This is a genomic window from Methylophaga sp. OBS4 (assembly GCF_026319305.1).
Lineage (GTDB): Bacteria > Pseudomonadota > Gammaproteobacteria > Nitrosococcales > Methylophagaceae > Methylophaga.
Genome location: NZ_JAPDMV010000001.1, coordinates 71,043 through 92,024 on the forward strand (window position 1 = coordinate 71,043; position 20,982 = coordinate 92,024).

Consider the following 20,982-nt stretch of genomic DNA (forward strand, 5'->3'; position numbering starts at 1 on the left):
TATGCAGGTTCAGGTTTAACGCTTACATGAATGCATAAATGTACCTATGAAAATGATAGCACCAACCTGGTGCATAAGGAATGATCTATATCAATAATATCAATAACATAAATAATGTGAAAAGGGATTGCTTGATTTATAAGAGGCATAATCCGTTTATCTTCGCCAGGATTCGGTTCGAAGGTTAAAACGGTTTGTTATTCAGTCGGGTTTTTCCCGTTGCTTGGCTTCATCCCAATAACTGTCCAGCTCGCTCAACGGACAGTCTTGCAACGTTTTGCCCTGGGCTGATACTTTGGTTTCCACATAACTGAAACGCCGCAGGAATTTCTGATTGCACTGGGCCAGGGCCTGCTCCGGATCGATATCCAGATGCCGGGCAAGGTTACAGCAGGCAAATAATAAATCACCGAGTTCATCTATCAGTCTTTCGCGGTCAGCGCCATGGCGGAGTTCATCGCTGACTTCCTGTAATTCTTCAGCTATTTTATCGATGACGCCGTGGATATGAGGCCAGTCAAAGCCGATTTCAGCCGCTTTTTTCTGTAAAGCGACGGCATAACTCAAATTACTGTGAATGGCAGGGTTAACCTGGCTGAGTAATAAATCTTTGTCGGTCATTGTTATGTCTGGCGCGTGAATTTGATGATGTTGCGCCTGTCTCGCTTGTTAGGGCGGCCTTTTTGCTGTCTGAAACCCAGCGGTTCATCCTTGAGCTGTTGTTTGAGTTGGGCTCGTTTGTCCTGGCTTGCTTGGGTCTCCTGATACAGCGTTTGAGCTTCACTGGCGGGGCGGCGTTGCAGGTTCAAAGCCTGCACAGTGATTTCAAATTCATAAGGGGCTTTGGATATAGTCAGCGTGTCACCCACGCGCACAGTGTGGCTGGGTTTTATCCTGTGGCTGTTGAGATGAACTTTACCGCCGCTGATGGCTTCAACGGCGAGGCTGCGGGTCTTATAAAACCGCGCAGCCCATAACCATTTATCTAATCGTTGTGTGTCAGAATTAGTACTTGGATTCATAAGTTATGACCGGTTCAGTGGGAGTTAAAAGTCCCGGCAAGGCGCTCGCTGAAACAGTCATAATCTTACTGGATTCCTGTTTCGTGATTAAACCTTACCTTGAAGTTGCAGAAGTATCGATTCGTTTTCCAGTGTCGAGGTATCCTGCGTGATTTCTTCTCCTTTGGCAATGGCACGCAACAGTCGGCGCATGATTTTGCCGGAACGGGTTTTTGGCAGGTTATCTGAATAACGAATATCGTCCGGTTTGGCAATCGGACCGATTTGTTCACCGACCCAATTACGTAATTCCTGGGTCAGTTCATCATCAATGCCACCGTCCGGACGCTCGCCTTTTAAGACCACGTAAGCAAATACGGCTTCCCCTTTTATATCATGGGGACGGCCGACGACAGCGGCTTCTGCTACGCGATCATGGGCAACTAAAGCGGATTCGATTTCCATGGTGCCAAGACGGTGCCCGGATACATTAAGCACGTCATCAATCCGGCCCATGATCCAGAAAAAACCGTCTTTATCACGTCGGGCGCTGTCGCCGGCAAGATAATATTTGCCACCGAAATAAGGCCAGTAAGTATCTTTATAGCGCTGATCATCACCCCAGATAGTCTGAATCATCGAAGGCCAGGGTTTTCTAATGACCAGATAACCGCCCTGGTTGGGCGTGGTGATTTCTTGCCCTTCATCATTGACGATGGCGGCATCGATACCGGGCAAGGCACGGGTACAGGAACCCGGCTTGGCTTCAGTCACACCCGGAATTGGTGCAATCATGTGGGCACCGGTCTCGGTTTGCCACCAGGTGTCAACAATCGGACAGCGGCTACGGCCAATCACATTGTAGTACCACATCCAGGCTTCCGGATTGATCGGCTCGCCGACGGTACCCAGTAAACGTAATTTGGATAGATCATATTTAGCAGGAATCTCGTCACCCAGCTTCATCAAAGCACGGATAGCAGTGGGGGCAGTGTAGAAGATCGTCACACCATGGCGTTGGCAGATATCCCAGAAACGACCGGCATCTGGTACAGTCGGCACCCCTTCATAAATGATACTGGTGGCACCGGTAGCCAGTGGTCCATAAGCAACATAGGTATGACCGGTAACCCAGCCTACATCGGCGGTACACCAGAACACATCCGAGTCTTGAATATCAAAAACCCAGCGCATGGTGGTAATGGCATTCAGCAGGTAACCGCCGCTGCCATGTTGAATGCCTTTGGGTTTGCCGGTAGATCCTGAGGTGTAAAGCAAAAACAGCGGATCGGCGGCATCCATCCATTCAGGTTCACACGCTTGGGGCAGACCGCGAGTGGCATCTGTCCACCAGATATCACGGCTGGGGTTCATGCGCACATCATGACCGGTACGTTTAAACACGATAACGGTTTCGACACTGTCGCAGCCTTTTTCCAAAGCATGGTCAGTGGTGGCTTTCAGTTCGACGATTTTACCGCCGCGATGGCCGCCATCAGCAGTAATCACCAGTTTGGCACCGGTATCTTCAATCCGATCTTTCAAAGAGGATGCAGAAAAACCGCCAAAAACAACAGAATGAATGGCACCGATACGAGCACAAGCCTGCATCGCGATCACGGCTTCGGTAATCATGGGCATATAAATAATGACCCGGTCACCTTTGTTAACACCCTGTTTTTTCAGCGCGTTAGCAAAGACGCACACCTTGGCGTGAAGTTCACGATAAGTAATATGCTCGACATCACCTTGCTCACCTTCAAAGATAATGGCGGTTTTATCGGCATTTTTCTCCAGTTGGCGATCCAGGCAGTTGTAGGACACATTGAGCTTGCCATCCGGGAACCAGCGATAATGCGGCGCATTAGTTGAATCGAGGGTGGTGGAAAAAGGTTGATGCCAGTCGATTTCCCGCCGGGCCTGTTCAGCCCAGAACCCTTCATAATCCTGTTCGGCTTTGCTGTACAGTGCCTCTAATTGATCAGCATGCAGTGAAGCCGTTTTTACAAAATCCGCACTGGGGGGAAACTGACGTTCTTCGAGTAAAGTAGATTCGATATTTTCCTGAGCCATATAGCAGCACCTTTATCGTTATTCTCGTAGCTAAGAGTATAGCCTTCACCTGATGAGAATTATAGTTAAGCAGATACAAAAAACTCTCCCGTAAGACGGACTTAAGGGAGAGTTTTTGCTAATACCCGTGATACGCGCATTTCCAGGTATCACGGGTATAGAGGATTTTTAGAAGAAACCCAGCGGACTGGTGCTGTAGCTGACCAGCAGGTTTTTGGTTTGTTGGTAGTGCTCCAGCGCTATTTTATGCGTTTCACGACCGACACCCGATTTTTTGTAACCACCGAATGCTGCGTGAGCCGGATAATGATGGTAGCAGTTGGTCCATACACGGCCCGCCTGAATGTTGCGACCCATGCGGTAGGCCAGGTTCATATCACGTGTCCACAGACCGGCACCCAGACCAAACTCGGTGTCATTGGCAATAGCCAGTGCTTCCGCTTCATCTTTGAACGTAGTCACTGAGACCACGGGACCGAAGATTTCTTCCTGGAAGATACGCATTTTGTTATGACCTTTCATCAGGGTCGGTTGAATGTAATAACCGCTGTCGAACTCCGCCCCCAGCTGTTCAACTGCACCGCCCATCAATAATTCGGCCCCTTCCTGTTTGCCGATTTCGACATAACCCAGGATTTTCTCGAATTGCATTTGAGAAGCCTGTGCACCAACCTGTGTTTCGGTATCAAGCGGGTTGCCGCGTTTGATTTGTTTGGCACGCTCGATAACGATAGCGATGAAATCATCATAGATGCTTTCCTGAATCACGGCGCGGGAAGGGCAGGTACAGACTTCGCCCTGGTTGAAAAACGCCAGCACCAGTCCTTCCGCACATTTATTAATGTAGTCTTCTTCCTGTTGCATGATGTCTTCGAAGAAGATATTAGGTGATTTGCCACCCAATTCCACCGTAGAAGGAATGATGTTATCGGCTGCACATTTCAAAATGTGTGAACCGACAGGGGTTGAGCCGGTAAAGGCAATTTTGGCAATACGGGTGCTGGTTGCCAGCGCCTCACCTGCGACCCGGCCCGGACCGTTAACTATATTAATAGTGCCTGGCGGCAGCAAATCACCGATGACTTCCATCAATTTGAGGATGGAAACCGGTGTGGCCTCAGCAGGTTTCATAACGACACAGTTACCCGCGGCCAAAGCGGGTGCCAGTTTCCAGGCCGCCATCAGCAATGGGAAGTTCCAGGGGATGATTTGACCCACCACTCCCAGCGGTTCATGGAAATGATAAGCGACGGTATTTTCGTCGATTTCACCCATGGTGCCTTCCTGGGCACGAATACAGCCGGCAAAATAGCGGAAGTGATCAGCGGCCAGCGGAATATCAGCTGCTAATGTTTCACGAATAGCTTTACCGTTATCCCATGTTTCTGCTACAGCCAGCATTTCCAGATTTTCTTCAATGCGATCAGCTATTTTCAGCAGAATGTTGGAGCGCTCGGTGACAGATGTTTTGCCCCATTTGTCTTTTGCAGCATGAGCTGCATCCAGCGCCAGTTCAATGTCTTCTTCAGTGGATTCAGGGATTTCACAAATGACTTCACCGGTCACAGGTGTAATATTAGTAAAATACTGACCTTTGACGGGTGCAACCCATTGACCACCGATGTAGTTTCCATAGCGAGCGTCAAAGTTGACGACCGCGCCTTCTGTTCCCGGTTTAGAATAAATCATGGTTATTTCTCTCTCTGTCTAAGTGTTTTATGTTGGGGTGATGATGCAGGATAAATCTGTGTACGATCACATTGCTTGACTATTATTCCCAATCGCTTGACTTACAGTCCAGAACCGTTCCAAAATCGTTTTTACAACATCAATAAAGATAACACGATGCAGATTGAGAAACACTCGCGGGAAAAACGACGAGAAAAACGACAATTACTGATCGAGAACAAGCTGAGATTCGCAGGACCTGAATCCGAGCTGAGTATTTACGATACCTACCACACCGCTACCGGTGTGGCGCTTGATGCTGACCAGCTACTCTATTGCGGCATGGTCAGTGGCCGTAAAGTCATGCACGATCTGCATCATCACAACGGGGAGTTATTTCTGCCCCATGAGTCCTATGTTATGCCTCCTGGCGAACATGTGGAAATTGATTTTCCTGATGCCAATGAAACTGCGCCTACCACATGCCTGACAATTGAAATATCCAGAGATCGTATCGAACAATTGTCCGAGCGTATGCGCGATCTGACCAAACTGGAAGCGGTGGAGCACGATTGGCAATATCAACCGAGCATTATTCACAAGCACCACACCGGCGATACTCAGCAATTGCTGGAAAAAATGGTCTCCCTGTACACGCATAATCACCCGGACAAAGAACTTATGCTGGACTTGGGCGTATCCGAACTGGTTATCCGGCTTTTGCGTGAACAGGGCAGGGATGTGTTGCTCAGCTATTGTCGTCAGGCGCCGGACGCTAGCGGTATCACAGCCGCGATTCATTGTCTGGAACAAAATCTCACCCTGCCGCTGGACATTGACCAGTTATGCAGTAAAGCCTGCATGAGCCGCAGTCGGCTTTATGTTGAGTTCAAGAAACAACTGGGGTGTACGCCAGGTGAGTTTCAACAGCAGATTCGGCTGAAATCCGCGGCTGACGCGATTCAGTCCGGTAAAAGTGTGACAGACGCCTGTTACAGTTTTGGTTTTAACGACCTCAGCCACTTCAGCCGGCGTTTTACCCGTTTCTTTGGGTGTTCTCCAAGCAGCTTCCGCCAGAAAAACGCCGATACCGACGATTGATTCTTTACTATCATGGCCTGTAACGAAATAACTGTTACAGATTGCGCCTGATATTCGTTTGTCATGGCGCATAGTCAGTCTATGTAATCTGAGCTGTGTATAAGACAAAAAGAACTAAAATCACTAGTGGTACTGACGCCAAAATTGCCCCAACACAGAACTTCACTTGGATATTTCTGAAATAGCGACGATCAGCACTGCACTGGCAACAAGCTTGGTGCCGTAGTACCACATAGGACTATCTTTAAGATTGACGCCGCTTATCTTCACGACGATGCGCTAGCAGATAGAGTGCCGGCAACACGACCAGCGTCAACAGGGTGGACGAGATAATCCCTCCTACAACGACGGTTGCCAGAGGCCGCTGGACTTCGGCGCCAGTCCCGGTATTGAGAGCCATAGGCACAAAACCGAGACTGGCTACCAAAGCGGTCATCAGAACCGGGCGCAGACGCTGCATGGCACCGCTTCTGACAGCGATGAGCAAGGTTTCGCCTTTGTCACGCAGTTGCCTGATAAAAGAAAGCATGACAATGCCATTCAAAACAGCAATACCGGAGAGGGCGATGAATCCGACTGCTGCTGATATAGACAGCGGCATGTCCCTCAACGTCAGAGACAGAATCCCGCCGGTCAGGGCTAAAGGAATACCGGTGAAGACCAATAACGCGTCTTTGACCGATTTGAATGCGCTAATCAACAGGCTGAGGATAAGCAGCAAAGTCACCGGCACGACAATGGAAAGTCGTTTAGTGGCTGATTGCAATTGTTCAAAGGTGCCGCCATAGTCAACCCAGTAACCAGCAGGCATGTTTAGTTGTTCACTCATCGCACTCTGAATATCACTAACAAACGTTCCCAAGTCACGTTCAACGACGTTTGCAGAGACCAGCACATGACGCTTGCCACTTTCGCGATTGATTTGATTGGGCCCAATATTTTCTTTGATATCAGCAATCTCACCGAGTGGCACATAGGAAAGCTCAGGATCCTCACTGTGAGTGAGTGAAACTGGTAACTTGGACAGAAAATTAATGTCCTGCCTTTGTTCATCGGCCAGTCTGATCACCAGTTTGAAGCGCCTGTCTCCCTCATAAATGAGCCCGACATCCCGACCACCGATGGCTGTCTGAATCGTTTGCTGCAGATCGCTGACGCTCAGACCCAACAAGGCTAAATGTTCACGATCAGGCTCAATCGACAGCATGGGCAGACCGGTAATTTGTTCCATGCGGACATCGGCTGCGCCATCAACAGTGGAAATGATGTTGATGGCCGACTCGCCAATACGGTTAAGCTGGTCCAGATCATCGCCGTAGATTCGAACAGCAACATCAGCTCTGACGCCGGCAATCAGTTCGTTGAAACGCATTTCAATTGGCTGAGTGAACTCATATTTATTACCCGGCACGGCTTCCACGGCCTCGCGTAAATCAGCCAGAAACGCCGCCTTGGTTTGTGTTGGATCAGCCCATGCGGAACGAGGTTTGATAATAAGAAAGGTGTCAGCAACGCTCGGTGGCATCGGATCAGTGGCAATATCCGGTGTGCCAATCTTGGAAAAAACACGCTCCACCTGATCAAAGTCACGGATCACGGATTCCAGTTGATTTTGCATCGTGACAGCCTGTTCCAGCCCGGTTCCGCTTATGCGCAGGGCATGCAGGGCAATATCACCTTCGTCCAGTTTAGGCAGGAACTCATTTCCCATCCGGCTTGAAAGACTCGCAATCCAGACAACAAAAACAACGGCCAGAACGGTGATAATCAGCGGCATCCGTAGCGCCACCCCCAGAAAAGGCCGATAAACAAAACGGGCGCCACGCATCAGAAAGTTTTCACGATGTTTGACTTTTCCCCTGACAAATACAGCCACTGCCGCCGGTACAAATGTCACGGCAAACACCAATGCACCGGTCAGAGCGGCCACCACGGTAAAGGCCATCGGCTCAAACATCTTGGCTTCCACACCACCCAAAGCAAACAAAGGCAGATAAACCAGCATGATGATAAGCATGCCGAATACAGCGGGGTTAAATACTTCACGGGTACTCTCCGTAACCTCCTGCAGCCGCTCCTGAAGCGTGAGTAGGCGACCAAGCCGTTCCTGGGCGATCCCCAGTCTTCTCAGCGCATTTTCGACCACAATCACCGCACCATCGACAATCAGACCGAAATCTATCGCCCCCAGACTCATCAGATTACCCGAGACACGGTTATTGACCATACCTGTCACGGCAAACAACATGCTCAGTGGAATAATCAGCGCCGTAATAAAAGCAGCACGGAAGTTACCCAGTAAGGCGAACAGCACAACAATAACCAGTAAGGCACCTTCCAGCAGGTTTTTCTGCACGGTGGCGATGGTCTCTTCCACCAGCGTGGTGCGAGTATAAACTGCTTCGGCTTTCACCCCCTCAGGCAGGCTGCGATTAACGGTTTCCAGTTTTTCGGCCACGGCCTTGGCAACAATCCGGCTGTTTTCCCCCATCAGCATAAATGCTGTCCCGAGGACGGTTTCTTTACCATTTTGAGTCGCAGCACCGGTACGAAGCTGCTTACCCAACATGACTTCGGCGACATCAGCAACCGTAATCGGCATATCGTCTCGCTTGGCAATAACGACTTGACAAATGTCATCGAGCGTTTGTAACTGGCCGGGCGATCTGACCAGCCATTGTTCGCCATGCCGCTCGATATATCCCGCGCCGACGTTTTGGTTGTTCTCTGTCAAAGCTGCTGAAACATCGGCCAAAGTGAGCTTATAGGCAATCAGTTTGGCCGGATCGGGCGCGACCTGATATTCACGCTCAAAACCACCCACGCTGTTGATTTCGGTCACCCCCGGCACTTTGACCAGTTGCGGGCGGATGATCCAGTCCTGAATCGTTCTCAGATCTTCAACCGTGTAGGGTTGGCCATCTTCATTAACTGCGCCTTCTTCGGCACTGATGGCATAGGTGAAGATCTCACCCAGACCACTTGCTACCGGCCCTAATTGAGGTTCAGCACCATGCGGCAACTCACCACGAATACCCAACAGTCTTTCGCTGATTTGTTGGCGGCCCAGGTAAATGTCGGTGTCATCCTCAAACACTACAGTCACTTGCGACAGGCCGTAGCGGGAAATAGACCGCGTATATTTGAGTGCTGGTAGCCCTGCCATGGCATTTTCAACCAGATAGGTCACTCGTTGCTCTGCCTCCAAAGGCGAATAACCGGGTACCTCGGTATTGATCTGTACCTGTTTGTTGGTGATGTCCGGCACAGCGTCGATCGGCAGTTTGTAGGCGTTATAGACACCGAGGCCTGCAATGAGCAGGGTTAACACCAGCACCAGCCAGCGCTGATTTATCGCAAAGCGAATAATCAAATCAATCATGAATCGCTCCTAGTGATCGTGGCTGGCGCCATCTTTCAAGACTTCCGCCTTGAGCAGATAGCTGTTGCTGGTGACATATTCGGTACCCGGTTTGAGGCCGCCAGTGACTTCTACATACTCGGCGTCCTGACGTCCGAGTTGCACCATTCTGACTTCAAACACATTGCCAAAACGGGCAAACACCACTGGCATCTCCCGAAATGACTGTAGTGCAGAACGTTTGACTGCCAAGGGTACTTCGACACGATCAATGATGACCTGGGCTTTGACATGCATACCGGGCCGCCAGATGCCATCAGCGTTGGTGATAGTCGCTCTGGCCCTGGCAATATGGCCACCGGTCATTTGTGGCGAAAGGTAATCCAGCTTGCCTTGGGCAGAATGGTCGTCGTGCAGATCCTTGACCAGGACATTCATGCCTTTGGCAATCTGCTCAATGTCCTTGGGAAACATCGACATTTCGACCCAGACAGTGGATAAATCACTGACTTCAATCAAGGTGCCCATATCCGTATGGTCGCCGCGTTTGACGGGCCGCATTGTGACTTCACCCGAAGCCGGGCTGGTGACAGAATAGCGCTGCAGTGTTTGTTGATTAAGCACGGTCAGGAGACGCTGCCCTTTTTTGACCTTGTCTCCGGTTTCTACATACACCGCTTCGACAATACCGGGGTAGGGGGCATGAACATGGAAAACCTGATCTTCAACTTTGTTGACAATGCCATAAACGGTATTTGTCATATTGAGCATTCGAGGACCCGCAGATTCGGTCTTAACCTCTGAAAGCTCGAGCAAACGCTCGGGTATTTCGGCGCGACCTTCATAGCTCTCGAAGTGCCAATGGTAGTTATTGTCGTTGTGGTGAGCTGATACCTCTACTTCAAATGAGTGGGGCTCGGCGATTTCGAGGTCGCCCAGCAGGTAATCACCCTCAGGGCTAAAATCAATCAGGTCTTGCTGGCCGCCGGTACGATTAAGCTTCACCGTCATATTGATTTCGTCCGGGGAGAAGGCAGTGCCATCGGCTTGGTAAGGATAAATCCGCATTTCTGGAGGAACGCCAGACTCAAAAATGGTGATTTCCAGATTCAGGCCATCACTTTCCAGCAGACGACCGCCATGTGGACCCTCAGGATGTTCTTCATGGGCTTCATCGTCATGGTCGTGATCACCATGACCGCCCGCTGCAAACAGGGGAGAGTGAAACAACAACGCTAAGATAAATAAATAAATTTTCATGGTTTATTCCTTGTGAACAGCCGGTGGCGCATTGGTAGTGACCAGGCTGGTTCCGCTCAGACGTTCTAATTCGAGAAACTGCAGGTGCACGGCGTGTTGGGCCTCGATGAGTTCGCGTTCGATGTTGAACAGTTCAGCCTGTGCATCCACCCACTGCAGAACACTGTACTGGCCTAATTGGTAACCACGCTGGACCTCTTTCAATAGTGAGCCGGCAACAGGGTGCAGATCAGTTTGAAGACGCTGTACCTGGTCAAGGTTGTTCTGCATCGCTGACTGAATGCGAGCCAGTGCAATCTCAAGTTGAGACATCAACAGTTCCTCATTCGCCAGTTTTTCCTGGTATTGAGCCTGAGCGGTGGCGATGTTGCCCTGGTTACGATCCTGCCACTGCAAGGGCACGGAAAAGCTGAAGACAAGCGCAGTGTCGTCATTGGCTTCCAGGCGTCTGACACCCGCACCAACAGTGACGTTGGCCTTGCTTTCAGCCTGCGCTAATGACAGCCGTGCTTCATTAATACGTGTTTGAGCCACTGCGAGCAGGTAGTCCGGTGTTTGTTTCAGCGCAGCGGTCAGCATTGTTTCGCTGGGTAAAGCGGGGAGCTGTTCCAAGTCGCCTTCAACTTGGGTGAAGTCGGGCGAGGCTGCCCAATTTGCCGAGAGCACTTTCAGAGCGAGCGTATGCTGAGCAGTCAGCTCTGCTTGCCTGGCCTCAGATTTGGTAAGGCGAAGTTGCATACGCATCACATCGGCTTGCCCGACAACACCGGCTCTTGCACGACGTTCAATGACCTGCACTGCGACTTTTTCAGCCTCGATACGCTGTTGATTCCATTGACTAAGGTACTGAAGCCGCAGGGTGTCGTAATAATCACGCATCATGCCGGCAACAACATCCAGGCGTTTGACTGCATAGTCATGCTGCAAGGCGGCGGATTTACGGTTGACCACATCAGCCCGTCTTTCAGGTTTGCCGCCGAGTTCGATTACCTGGCTCAGTGACAGCGTGAGCTCACTTCCGCTCAGAAAGCGACTGTCTCCGGTACCAAAGGCGTTTTCCAAATCAACATTCAGCCTTGGATTAGGCTTGAGCCCCGCCTGCAGTGATTCACCTTCCAGGGCACGGACGTGATAAGGATAAAGTTGTAACTGCGGGTTCGACTCAAGCGTTCTTTGAGCAGCCGTCGATAGATCGATAGCGGCAGAAACGCCTGGCAAAGCCAGCCATAGCATTAAAGCGATGACATTCAGCAATCGCCGTTTTAAATTGAATAGTCTCATGTTCCATTCCCATAGCAATGCCCACGCGCAGCAGGCGTTTAGATGTAACTCGAAGCTATGGTTCAGGCGTTAGGTGGGGGGAGAGGGGGCAGGTAAGTACGGGAAATCAGGCGTGAGTATGAATCATCACCGAAAGTATAAGCATTTTTAGAGAACGAAATCGGGTCATATTCGACCAAATCACCAATCACGTGCAGGTTGAAATGATGACCATGGTCTGCCTCTATGTCTGCATTATGGTCGTGGTGGTGTTCAGCACCGGCATGATGATGCTCAGCATGAGGTTGAACGTGCTGATGTTCATTCAGATGCAGGAAGACTGCAGCACTGGTCGAGAAGACCATGCAGACAATCAGAAATAATGATGCTAAGTAATTTGGTTGCACAGTAAACGCTGTAAATTGAGTGCTCTCATGTTAGGACTTGATGGACAGCAAAGCAAATTTCTTTATTCAATTCAGGACTCATGTGATTCTTAACTAAAACTGTAGTGGTCAGCTTATCCCGTGTACGGAATTAGCTGACCACTACAGTTTTATTTGACAGGCCTTTGATATCGGCAATCGCGCCTGACACTGTCATAATGAGGGTGTTTCCAATGCTAATTTGTTACGGGACTCAATTTGCACACTATGCGTTTGTATTTAATTGTTTTACTGCTGGTATCGATGGCTGCCAATGCACAGAGTCCAGTGTTAACAGTCGAGATTTCCGGCATTGATACTGATTTGGCGCAAACCCTGAAAAACGGTTTGACGATAGAGCGCCATAAAAACAGCAGCCGTCTCAGCCAGCGTTATATAGAAAAGTTACATCAGGCCGGTTTTGATGAATTGAAACAGATGCTGACGGTGTATGGTTATTATCAGCCTGAGATTAGCGGCGATTTGACACGGAAAGATGATAACTGGACAGCTCATTACCAAATCAAAACAGGCGAATCGATTAAGATTGGCTTGCTGAAAGTACAAATTGAAGGCGAAGCCGAGGACGACCCGGCTTTTCAAAAACTGCTGAAAAACTTTCCACTCAAGCCGCAGCAAACGTTTAATCATCTGCACTATGAAAATGCCAAGAAAGAGATTTTACGACTGGCCGCCAGCCGGGGCTATTTTGATGGCAAATTTACTACTGCAAAAGTTGAAGTCAGGCCTGATGAATACTCTGCAAGTGTCTATTTAATATACAAGTCTGGCATTCGCTATCGCTTCGATAAAATCATATTCCCAAAAACAGCAGTCGGTGAACCCTTACTGGAAAAGCTGCTGCCATTTACAGCCGATAGCCCTTATCTGGATGAAAAGGTCCTGACTTTGAGACGCAATCTGAGCGATAGCGGCTATTTTGAATCCGTCTCTGTCAGAGCACAGCGGGAACAGCGTGCAGATGGCAAAGTGCCGCTGGCAATCAAACTTGAACCCAAACCCAAACATCTTTACACCGCCGGTATCGGTTTTGGCACTGATACCGGTGCCAGATTGGGACTGGGCTGGGAAAACCGCTATGTGAATAAACGCGGGCATCGTGTAAACACTGATGCACGATTGTCACAGGTGAGCAACAGTCTGTTGGCGGATTACGTGATGCCATTCTGGAGTGAAACCATTCATACCGTTGGTTTCATTACTGAATTCAAACAACAGGATACCGATACCAGCGAGAGCCAGTCTTATACCCTCGGCAGCTACTACAAACGCCAGCGCTTGGGTTGGGATGAAACCGGCTCGCTGAAATTGTTGCAGGAAGACTTTGATGTGTCCGATGACGATGAATCATCTTTGTTGCTGATTCCCGGTATTGCCTGGAGCCGAACCTGGGCTGATAACACGATATATACCCGCCATGGTGGTCGTTTATCGCTGGCTTTATCCGGTGCATCCGAGTCGCTGCTATCAGACGTAACCTTTGGTCAGATTGTTGTGAGGGGCAAATATATCCGCTCATTGGGCGCAAAAGGCAGGCTGATCACACGTGCTGCGGTTGGCGCTACCGAAGTCAGCGATTTTTCACAGTTGCCGAGTTCATTGCGTTTCTTTGCCGGTGGCGATAACAGCATACGGGGGTTTGATTACCAGGCGCTGGGGCCGGAAGGCAAGGATGGTGAGGTGACAGGTGGTCGCTATCTTGTCGTAGGCAGTGTTGAATATGAGCATATGTTTCTTGATAAATGGGGCGCCGCCGTGTTCAGTGATTTTGGTAATGCCTATAACAGCTTCAGTGATCCTATTGAATATAGTGTCGGCATAGGTGTGCGCTGGCGCTCGCCCGTTGGTCTGATCCGTGTTGATCTGGCCAAAGCGTTATCCGATGCCGATGAGCCGATTGCCCTGCATATCGTGATAGGGCCGGATTTCTGATGCGCCGTAAATTTATTGTTTCGTTGCTGGCACTAATCTTTATTATTGCAGCAGCCCTGATCTGGCTGGTGTCGACTGAATCCGGCCTGCACAGCAGTGTGTCCCTGCTGCAAAAAATAATACCGGCCATACAGATAGGGCAGGCACAAGGACGGCTGATTGATAACATCGATTTACAGCAGCTCAGCTACCAGCCGGAAACCGGTACTGCCGTTGAAATTGATCATATCCAGCTGCAATGGCAGGCCAGAAACCTGCTCAAAGCCACGGTTGCGGTCGAAAAACTGTTTATCACAGGTTTACGTATTCAGCTTGCAGACTCAGAGCAACAGGAAACGGAAGCGACTTTGCCTGAGTTGAACTTGCCATTTCGTGTGCATATCGCCGAGTTACAACTTGAAGAGGTACAAATACAAACCGCTGGCGAGGCGGAAAATAAAGTGCTTAATCACTTACATTCAACATTAATATTAAATTATAACACTCTGAAAATTGATGAGTTTAAGCTTGATGGTGATGATGCTTTATTCGAGATGACAGGGCAGATTGCGTTACAGCCGCCTTATGCAATGGATCTCAGTTATAAACTGAATCTGCCCGCGATCCTGACAACACCACTGACAGCAAATGGCCAAATAAGCGGCGATGCGACGGAACTTGAGCTTAAGCAAACTTTGGGCGCACCGTTGGTTTCGTCACAGACGATCACAATCACCGATGCGCTTAATAATCTTCACTGGTCATTAGAGGCAACGGCCAATCAAATAGCGCTGCAAGCAGTGTTACCTGAGCAACAAACAATCTTTAATGACTTTCAGTTTAATGCCGAGGGAAATTTAAACAGTTTGACCGCCAGTGTTAAAACAAAGCTGCTGCAGCCGGATATGCCGGAAGTGTCTGTCACGGCCGATGTTCACAGTGATGATTTTGCCAACTGGGTGATTGACTCAGAGCTGGCCCTGTCTGAACAAAGCCGCTTGCAAGTCGCGGGCACCGTTGATCTGACAAAAGACCGCCCGACTGCAGAAATAGCAACAAAGTGGCAGAACCTGCAATGGCCTTTACAAGGCGAACCCGCCCTGATCACAAGCCCCGAGGGTGAATTAGCGTTTAAGGGTTCTTTAAAAGATTACATCATCAACCTGAACACCCGGCTTGACTGGCAGCAACAGATGATTGCGATTGCCGCTGATGCTAAGGGTAGCGATGTGGCGCTTAATATTACTGACTTGACTGCGGCAGGAATGGGAGGCGAATTGACGGCCCAAGGCATGCTCGACTGGCAAACCGCACCGCTGCAGTATCAGCTTGCGGCCGACTGGCATGATATTCGGTTGCCCCCTTCACTGAGCACGAACGCCGTGCAACTGACCCGGGGCAATATCAATCTCAGCGGTAATCCGGCATCACTCACGCTGCAATCTGAGGCTGATGTCTTGCTCGATGATATAAAAATAGTCGTCAAGGCGGATGCAGCGGGGCAAACCGCTTCCGGCTTTGAGCAAACCAGTCTGAATATCAAACTGGCACAAGGACAGGCCTTGTATCAGGGTAAGGTTTTATGGGCTGATAAAGGCCTGATCACGGGCAAAGTCAAACTTAATAAGCTTAACCCAGGGGTTCTGGCAAGTGAATGGCCGGGTGAATTATCAGGCGGATTTGATATTTCTTTGACTGGTTTTAACACGCCATCAACCCAGGTCAATATCGCTGCGCTGGATGTTCAGGGGACATTACGCCAACGTCCTGTTAAGGCAAAAGGTGCGTTAGCTTATGCGGATGATTTGCTGAACGTGTCTGGCCTGGCGATTAACTCGGGCCGCTCAAGCCTGTCTGCAAACGGTCAAATGCAGCAAGACAAGATGAATTTCAACTGGTCATTGAAATCACCTGATTTGCAGGATCTTTACCCGGATCTTGCCGGTGCTGCCGATGCCAGTGGACAGGTTTCAGGGACAATTGAACAGCCTGCGCTGAAAGCAGATATCAGGGCAGTGAATGTGCGTTATCAGGATTATTCAGCACAGAGCCTCAACAGCGATATGCAACTTGTTATCGGCCAAGACCCGCAAATTCAGCTTACCAGCGCCATGAGCGGGTTAAAGCTGCCTCAGCTTTTGGTGGAGCAGCTGAATGTTGATATTGCCGGCAAACAAACCGCACATCGGATCCGGCTGAAACTGGACTCCAAGCCGCTGAATCTGTCGGTGATAACCGAGGGCGGTTTAGCAGAAAAAATATGGCGCGGTAAGCTGACACAATTCGACCTCAGCAATGATGAAGCCGGCAAATGGCAGCTGACGCAGCAGGGTGAAATATTGCTGAGCGCCAGCGAGCAGCAGTTGCCCCGGCACTGCTGGTCATCCGCAAACGGCGAACTTTGTCTGCAAGGCAATTATAAAGATCACAACTGGCAGGCTGCCGGTGAGTTTGCAGCGGTGCCCGTCAGTCTGTTTGCCATTGTTGCCGCTGAACTGGACCAGCTTGAAGGAGCATTGCGCGGGCAATTTAATCTTCAATCCGGGCAAAATCAGGCGGTCAGCGGTGAGGGGGAAATTTATCTGGATGATGGCCGCTTGCAGCTGGAGCAAGCAGCATTCAACCAGCAACGCCAGATACAGCTGAATAATACTTTTATGCGTTATCAATTAGGCGTCACAAATACCGAGGCTGTTTTCCATACTGAGCCGGCTATTGACGGTGTTTCAGCTATTAATGCCGAAATTAAAACCGCTGCTATCGAGACATTACTGGCTAATCCTGAACAAGCATCATTGCAAGGAAGCCTCAATGCTGCAATCAAGGATTTGTCTCTGCTGGAGCTATCACATCCTGCTTTTGATGATCTTCAGGGGGAATTAAGTCTCGATCTGGCAATAGGCGGCACAGCGGCCCGGCCCGATATCAACGGGCAAGCCAAGCTTGCAAACGGACAGATAGCTGTAATTGATGCAGGCATTGTACTGAAGCAGGTTCAGGCGGATATCAGTGGTGATCTGCAAGAGGTAAATTTCAATTATCAGGCGCAATCCGGTAAAGGGACTTTAACAGGAGAGGGGACTTTTGATTTAGCAGACACTGGTTGGCGGTTGAATACCCACATGCAGGGGGAACAGCTGGAAGTGATGAATACACCGGAAGCCCTGGTTATTGCTTCACCGGATTTGAGTATTCAGGTCACGCCCGAATCATCGCTTATCACTGGTAAAGTCTCGATTCCAAGGGCTGACTTGGAACCGACACAATTTAATACCAGCGTGAGCCCCAGTAAGGATGTTGTTATTATCAGTGACCAGCCAGCAGCTCAGGAACAAGGGCCAGCAACTGAAATAGATATTACTATCAGCCTCGGTGACAAGGTAAAACTGAAAGCCCTGGGGTTTCAAGGCAGGCTGACAGGCGACTTGCAAGTCACTGGCAATACGCAGGAATTACTGCTGGGCACTGGCGAAATTCTGGTTAAAGACGGTAGCTATCAGGCATATGGTCAGTCACTGAAAGTCGAGGATGGCAGTATTCGTTTTGCCGGCGGCGCGATTGATAATCCTGAATTGGATATCAAGGCAGTGCGAAAGGGTAAGGACTATCTGGCCGGTCTGCATATTGAGGGACAAGCTGCAGCGCCACAGGCGACGCTATTTTCAGAACCGGATATGAGCCAGGACGATATTCTGTCTTATATTTTATTGGGCAAACCGCTGGAACAGGCGAGTGCTACTGATGCAGCCTTGCTGGCTTCAGCTGCCACGGGTATGGGCTTACAAAATGGGGCAATGATTGGTGATCAGATCGCCAGTACCTTTGGTCTGGATGAGTTCTCTGTCAGCGGCGACAGTGCAGAAAATGCTGCTTTGCAAATCGGCAAATATCTGTCACCGAAATTGTATCTGAGTTATGGCATTGGTGTGTTTGAATCAGTCAGTACCGTTGAACTGCGTTACCAGCTGAGCAAAATATGGGCGTTGAAAGCGGAATCAGGCACCGAAAGCGGGGTCGATCTGCTGTACACGCTGGAACGCTGATACGCGCATCTTCAGCTGTCACGGGTATAAAAAAAGCCCTGCCTGGCAGGGCTTTTTTTACCACAGAAAAGTGGCGAATATGAGGTTTAAAGCATTATGTCGCTCACAAACTACTCGATAATCGCGACAAAATCAGATGCGGTTCTTTTCCCTGATTTCATCCAGGGTTTTGCAGTCAATACACAGAGTAGCCGTAGGACGCGCTTCCAGGCGACGGATACCGATTTCAGTACCACATGATTCGCAGAAACCGTAATCCCCTTTGTCCAGATCGACCAGCGATTCATCAATTTTCTTGATCAGTTTACGTTCGCGGTCACGGGTACGCAGTTCCAGCGTAAACTCTTCTTCCTGTGTAGCGCGATCGTTAGGATCAGGAAAGTTAGCCGCTTCATCCTGCATGTGATGTACGGTACGATCTACCTCTTCCCGCAGTTGCGATCTCCAAGTCTCCAGGATATGGCGAAAATGCTCAACTTGTTCAGCATTCATATACTCCTCGCCATCTATCTCCTGGTAAGGAGTGAACTTTGTGTCGGTTTGAGTGTTTTCCATCTTAAAACCTCATACTTTCTAAAACCAAGGGCGAATCTATACCAGATGAACCCCGCCTGTGCAAAACTAAAGTAATATTTTATCTTATTTTTAACTGGAAAAATGCCTAATGAAGCAATTAAAAGCGGTTATTTTCGATGTGGACGGCACCCTCGCTGAAACCGAGCGTGACGGGCATCGTGCCGCCTTCAACCGCGCATTCGAAAGCGCCGGTCTGGACTGGTACTGGGACGAACAACTCTACGGCGAACTGCTAGCGGTCACCGGTGGTAAAGAACGTATTAAATTCTATCTGGAAAACTATCGTAAGAATCTTGATTTTAAAGGGGATTTGTCTGAACTGATTAACCGCTTGCATGCCGATAAAACCCGTTTTTATGTGGATTTATTAGCGTCAAAAGCCATAGACCTGCGTCCGGGTGTGGAACGGCTGATCCATGAAATACGGGAAACCGGACTGCGTTTAGCTATTGCTACCACCACTACCCCCGCTAATGTGACAGCTTTATTAAACAGCACATTGGGGACAGAATCGGTGCACTGGTTCGACTGTATTGCGGCGGGCGATGTGGTTGCGGCTAAAAAGCCGGCAGGCGATATTTTTATCTATTGTCTGCAGCAGCTTGGGCTTGATGCATCAGACTGTCTGGCGGTGGAAGATTCCGGTAATGGTGTCAAAGCGGCCGTGGCTGCCGGGCTGCCCACGATTGTTACCACTAGCAGTTATACCGGGCAGGAAGATTTCAGCGGGGCGATCAGCGTTTTCGATACACTGGGCGACGATAGGCATCCATGCCAAACGCTGACTGGTATAAAGATTGATAACACCATGGTCACCGTGAACGACTTGAAGGATTTACATGAAAAGAACCCTCGCTAACCGCGCTGCAGAGATTGCCCCTTTTCATGTGATGGATATTCTGGCGCAGGCCAAGCAACTTGAAGCGCAGGGCAGGGATGTGGTTCATATGGAAGTCGGCGAACCCGACTTTGAGACCCCGCAACCGATTATCGACGCCGGTATTAAGGCTTTAAAAGCAGGTAAAACCCATTACACCCCCGCATTGGGCTTACCCGAGCTCAGACAGGCGATCGCAGACTGGTATCAGTCCCATTATCAGGTCAATATTGCTGCAAAACGCATAGTGGTCACACCGGGGGCTTCCGGGGCTTTATTGCTGGTTATGGGCGCGTTACTCGAGCAGGGTAAAAAGATTATGCTTGCTGATCCCGGTTATCCCTGTAACCGGCATTTTGCCCGTTTTGTTGAAGGACAAATCAATTCGGTTGCGGTCGATGCTGACTGCCATTATCAGCTCAATGCCGGCCATGTCGAGCAATATTGGGATGAAACGACCACAGCCGCTTTGGTGGCTTCGCCCTCCAATCCGACAGGTACAGTCCTGAATCGCGACGAACTGATCGCTTTATCCGCTGCGGTTAAAGCCAGGCAGGGCACACTTGTCGTGGATGAAATCTATCATGGTCTTACTTATGACGGGTTTGAAGCGCCGACGGCGTTGTCGATAGATGATGACGCTTTTGTGATCAACAGCTTTTCCAAGTTTTTTGGCATGACCGGCTGGCGTCTGGGCTGGCTGGTTGTGCCGGAAGAATTTGAACCGGTCATGGACCGATTGGCCCAAAACCTGTTCCTGGCAGCACCCACCATGTCGCAATATGCGGCCCTGCAAGCCTTCAAAACCGACACGCTGGCGATTTTGGAACAGCGCCGGCAAATTCTGGAGCATCGCCGTAACGCTTTGTTACCGGCGTTGCGGGATCTTGGTTTTGTTATTCCGAACACGCCGCAGGGTGCGTTTTATCTGTATGCCGACTGTTCCGATATCCTGAACGAACATATCCCGGACAGCATGGCCTTATCCCGTTATCTGCTCCAAGAAGCCGGCGTCGCCATTACGCCGGGCCTCGACTTTGGTTGTTATCGGGCCGGGCAACACTGCCGTTTTGCCTATACGACGGATGAGGCGCGGTTATTGGTCGCGGCCGAGAGGATAGGGCGGGCATTGCGTTAAGCGTATGTTTCTTCTTATTAAAAATTATGAAATACTTAATTCAATACAGGTATGAGTCAATGGTTCTGCGGCTGTAGCGTCGAACTGCCATAAACTCCCGAATGGAATTGAGAAGAGATGATGACATGGAAACGACCTCCTCCCTGAAGTTTCACAAACTTGCAGTCAAGCTTGGCTTTACTGAAAAAATAATCGCGAATCATTCACGATTATTTAACTCATTAAAATCCTATCTCAAAAACACTATTTATTTCAATGGTATACAAA

The 20,982-nt window shown here is 49.7% G+C and carries 14 protein-coding genes; 5 read left to right on the top strand and 9 right to left on the bottom strand.

Translation table 11 applies throughout. From position 1 onward, the window contains the following. Positions 1 to 201 precede the first annotated feature (201 nt). From OMP95_RS00375 to OMP95_RS00390, 4 genes are all read right to left on the bottom strand, one after another. Positions 202 to 621 (bottom strand): MazG nucleotide pyrophosphohydrolase domain-containing protein, encoded by a 420-nt coding sequence (locus tag OMP95_RS00375; protein ID WP_266324719.1) that lies wholly within the window; start codon positions 619 to 621, stop codon positions 202 to 204. 2 nt (positions 622 to 623) lie between these two features. Beyond that, positions 624 to 1,022, bottom strand: coding sequence for an RNA-binding S4 domain-containing protein (locus OMP95_RS00380; protein ID WP_266324721.1), 399 nt, complete (start codon positions 1,020 to 1,022; stop codon positions 624 to 626). Positions 1,023 to 1,109: 87 nt separating this feature from the next. After that, entirely contained in the window at positions 1,110 to 3,074 is a 1,965-nt protein-coding gene (acs, locus tag OMP95_RS00385; protein WP_266324723.1) for an acetate--CoA ligase, read from the bottom strand. Positions 3,075 to 3,242: 168 nt separating this feature from the next. After that, complete coding sequence (locus OMP95_RS00390; RefSeq protein ID WP_266324725.1) at positions 3,243 to 4,763, bottom strand: aldehyde dehydrogenase family protein; 1,521 nt, start codon at positions 4,761 to 4,763, stop codon at positions 3,243 to 3,245. 156 nt (positions 4,764 to 4,919) lie between these two features. On the opposite strand from OMP95_RS00390, the gene OMP95_RS00395 reads away from it, so the two are divergent. Beyond that, entirely contained in the window at positions 4,920 to 5,843 is a 924-nt protein-coding gene (locus tag OMP95_RS00395) for a helix-turn-helix domain-containing protein (protein WP_266324727.1), read from the top strand. 244 nt (positions 5,844 to 6,087) lie between these two features. Here the strand turns inward: OMP95_RS00395 and OMP95_RS00400 are convergent, their stop codons facing one another. From OMP95_RS00400 to OMP95_RS00415, 4 genes are all read right to left on the bottom strand, one after another. Next, on the bottom strand, positions 6,088 to 9,225 hold the full coding sequence (locus OMP95_RS00400) for an efflux RND transporter permease subunit (protein WP_266324729.1): 3,138 nt from the start codon (positions 9,223 to 9,225) through the stop codon (positions 6,088 to 6,090). A 9-nt stretch (positions 9,226 to 9,234) separates the two neighbouring features. Further along, the gene (locus OMP95_RS00405; protein ID WP_266324731.1) at positions 9,235 to 10,464 is read right to left on the bottom strand and encodes an efflux RND transporter periplasmic adaptor subunit; all 1,230 of its coding nucleotides are present in this window, start codon (positions 10,462 to 10,464) and stop codon (positions 9,235 to 9,237) included. Positions 10,465 to 10,467: 3 nt separating this feature from the next. Beyond that, positions 10,468 to 11,745, bottom strand: coding sequence for a TolC family protein (locus OMP95_RS00410; RefSeq protein ID WP_266324733.1), 1,278 nt, complete (start codon positions 11,743 to 11,745; stop codon positions 10,468 to 10,470). A 62-nt stretch (positions 11,746 to 11,807) separates the two neighbouring features. Continuing rightward, positions 11,808 to 12,131, bottom strand: a complete 324-nt coding sequence (locus OMP95_RS00415) for a hypothetical protein (protein ID WP_266324735.1) — start codon at positions 12,129 to 12,131, stop codon at positions 11,808 to 11,810. Positions 12,132 to 12,377: 246 nt separating this feature from the next. Between OMP95_RS00415 and OMP95_RS00420 the strand changes: the two genes are divergently transcribed. Together OMP95_RS00420 and OMP95_RS00425 are read left to right on the top strand one after the other, a co-directional pair. After that, positions 12,378 to 14,102: an autotransporter assembly complex protein TamA gene (locus OMP95_RS00420; protein WP_266324737.1), complete on the top strand. Its 1,725-nt coding sequence runs from the start codon at positions 12,378 to 12,380 to the stop codon at positions 14,100 to 14,102. After that, complete coding sequence (locus OMP95_RS00425; RefSeq protein WP_266324739.1) at positions 14,102 to 18,124, top strand: translocation/assembly module TamB domain-containing protein; 4,023 nt, start codon at positions 14,102 to 14,104, stop codon at positions 18,122 to 18,124. The genes OMP95_RS00420 and OMP95_RS00425 overlap by 1 nt, the downstream gene beginning before the upstream one ends. A gap of 132 nt (positions 18,125 to 18,256) precedes the next feature. Here OMP95_RS00425 and dksA read toward each other — a convergent pair whose 3' ends face one another. Continuing rightward, positions 18,257 to 18,679: an RNA polymerase-binding protein DksA gene (gene dksA, locus OMP95_RS00430; RefSeq protein ID WP_266324741.1), complete on the bottom strand. Its 423-nt coding sequence runs from the start codon at positions 18,677 to 18,679 to the stop codon at positions 18,257 to 18,259. A gap of 109 nt (positions 18,680 to 18,788) precedes the next feature. Between dksA and OMP95_RS00435 the strand changes: the two genes are divergently transcribed. Together OMP95_RS00435 and OMP95_RS00440 are read left to right on the top strand one after the other, a co-directional pair. Further along, positions 18,789 to 19,559, top strand: coding sequence for an HAD family hydrolase (locus OMP95_RS00435; RefSeq protein WP_266324743.1), 771 nt, complete (start codon positions 18,789 to 18,791; stop codon positions 19,557 to 19,559). Then, positions 19,540 to 20,715 carry a pyridoxal phosphate-dependent aminotransferase gene (locus tag OMP95_RS00440; RefSeq protein ID WP_266324745.1) on the top strand — a complete coding sequence of 392 codons (1,176 nt, stop codon included), beginning with the start codon at positions 19,540 to 19,542 and terminating at the stop codon, positions 20,713 to 20,715. The genes OMP95_RS00435 and OMP95_RS00440 overlap by 20 nt, the downstream gene beginning before the upstream one ends. Positions 20,716 to 20,982 lie beyond the last annotated feature (267 nt).

Excerpts from the sequence above, each read along its gene's own strand:
- OMP95_RS00375 (WP_266324719.1), bottom strand. The coding sequence starts at position 621 with ATGACCGACAAAGATTTATTACTCAGCCAGGTTAACCCTGCCATTCAC.
- OMP95_RS00380 (WP_266324721.1), bottom strand. The coding sequence starts at position 1,022 with ATGAATCCAAGTACTAATTCTGACACACAACGATTAGATAAATGGTTA.
- acs (WP_266324723.1), bottom strand. The coding sequence starts at position 3,074 with ATGGCTCAGGAAAATATCGAATCTACTTTACTCGAAGAACGTCAGTTT.
- OMP95_RS00390 (WP_266324725.1), bottom strand. The coding sequence starts at position 4,763 with ATGATTTATTCTAAACCGGGAACAGAAGGCGCGGTCGTCAACTTTGAC.
- OMP95_RS00395 (WP_266324727.1), top strand. The coding sequence starts at position 4,920 with ATGCAGATTGAGAAACACTCGCGGGAAAAACGACGAGAAAAACGACAA.
- OMP95_RS00400 (WP_266324729.1), bottom strand. The coding sequence starts at position 9,225 with ATGATTGATTTGATTATTCGCTTTGCGATAAATCAGCGCTGGCTGGTG.
- OMP95_RS00405 (WP_266324731.1), bottom strand. The coding sequence starts at position 10,464 with ATGAAAATTTATTTATTTATCTTAGCGTTGTTGTTTCACTCTCCCCTG.
- OMP95_RS00410 (WP_266324733.1), bottom strand. The coding sequence starts at position 11,745 with ATGAGACTATTCAATTTAAAACGGCGATTGCTGAATGTCATCGCTTTA.
- OMP95_RS00420 (WP_266324737.1), top strand. The coding sequence starts at position 12,378 with ATGCGTTTGTATTTAATTGTTTTACTGCTGGTATCGATGGCTGCCAAT.
- OMP95_RS00425 (WP_266324739.1), top strand. The coding sequence starts at position 14,102 with ATGCGCCGTAAATTTATTGTTTCGTTGCTGGCACTAATCTTTATTATT.
- dksA (WP_266324741.1), bottom strand. The coding sequence starts at position 18,679 with ATGGAAAACACTCAAACCGACACAAAGTTCACTCCTTACCAGGAGATA.
- OMP95_RS00435 (WP_266324743.1), top strand. The coding sequence starts at position 18,789 with ATGAAGCAATTAAAAGCGGTTATTTTCGATGTGGACGGCACCCTCGCT.
- OMP95_RS00440 (WP_266324745.1), top strand. The coding sequence starts at position 19,540 with ATGAAAAGAACCCTCGCTAACCGCGCTGCAGAGATTGCCCCTTTTCAT.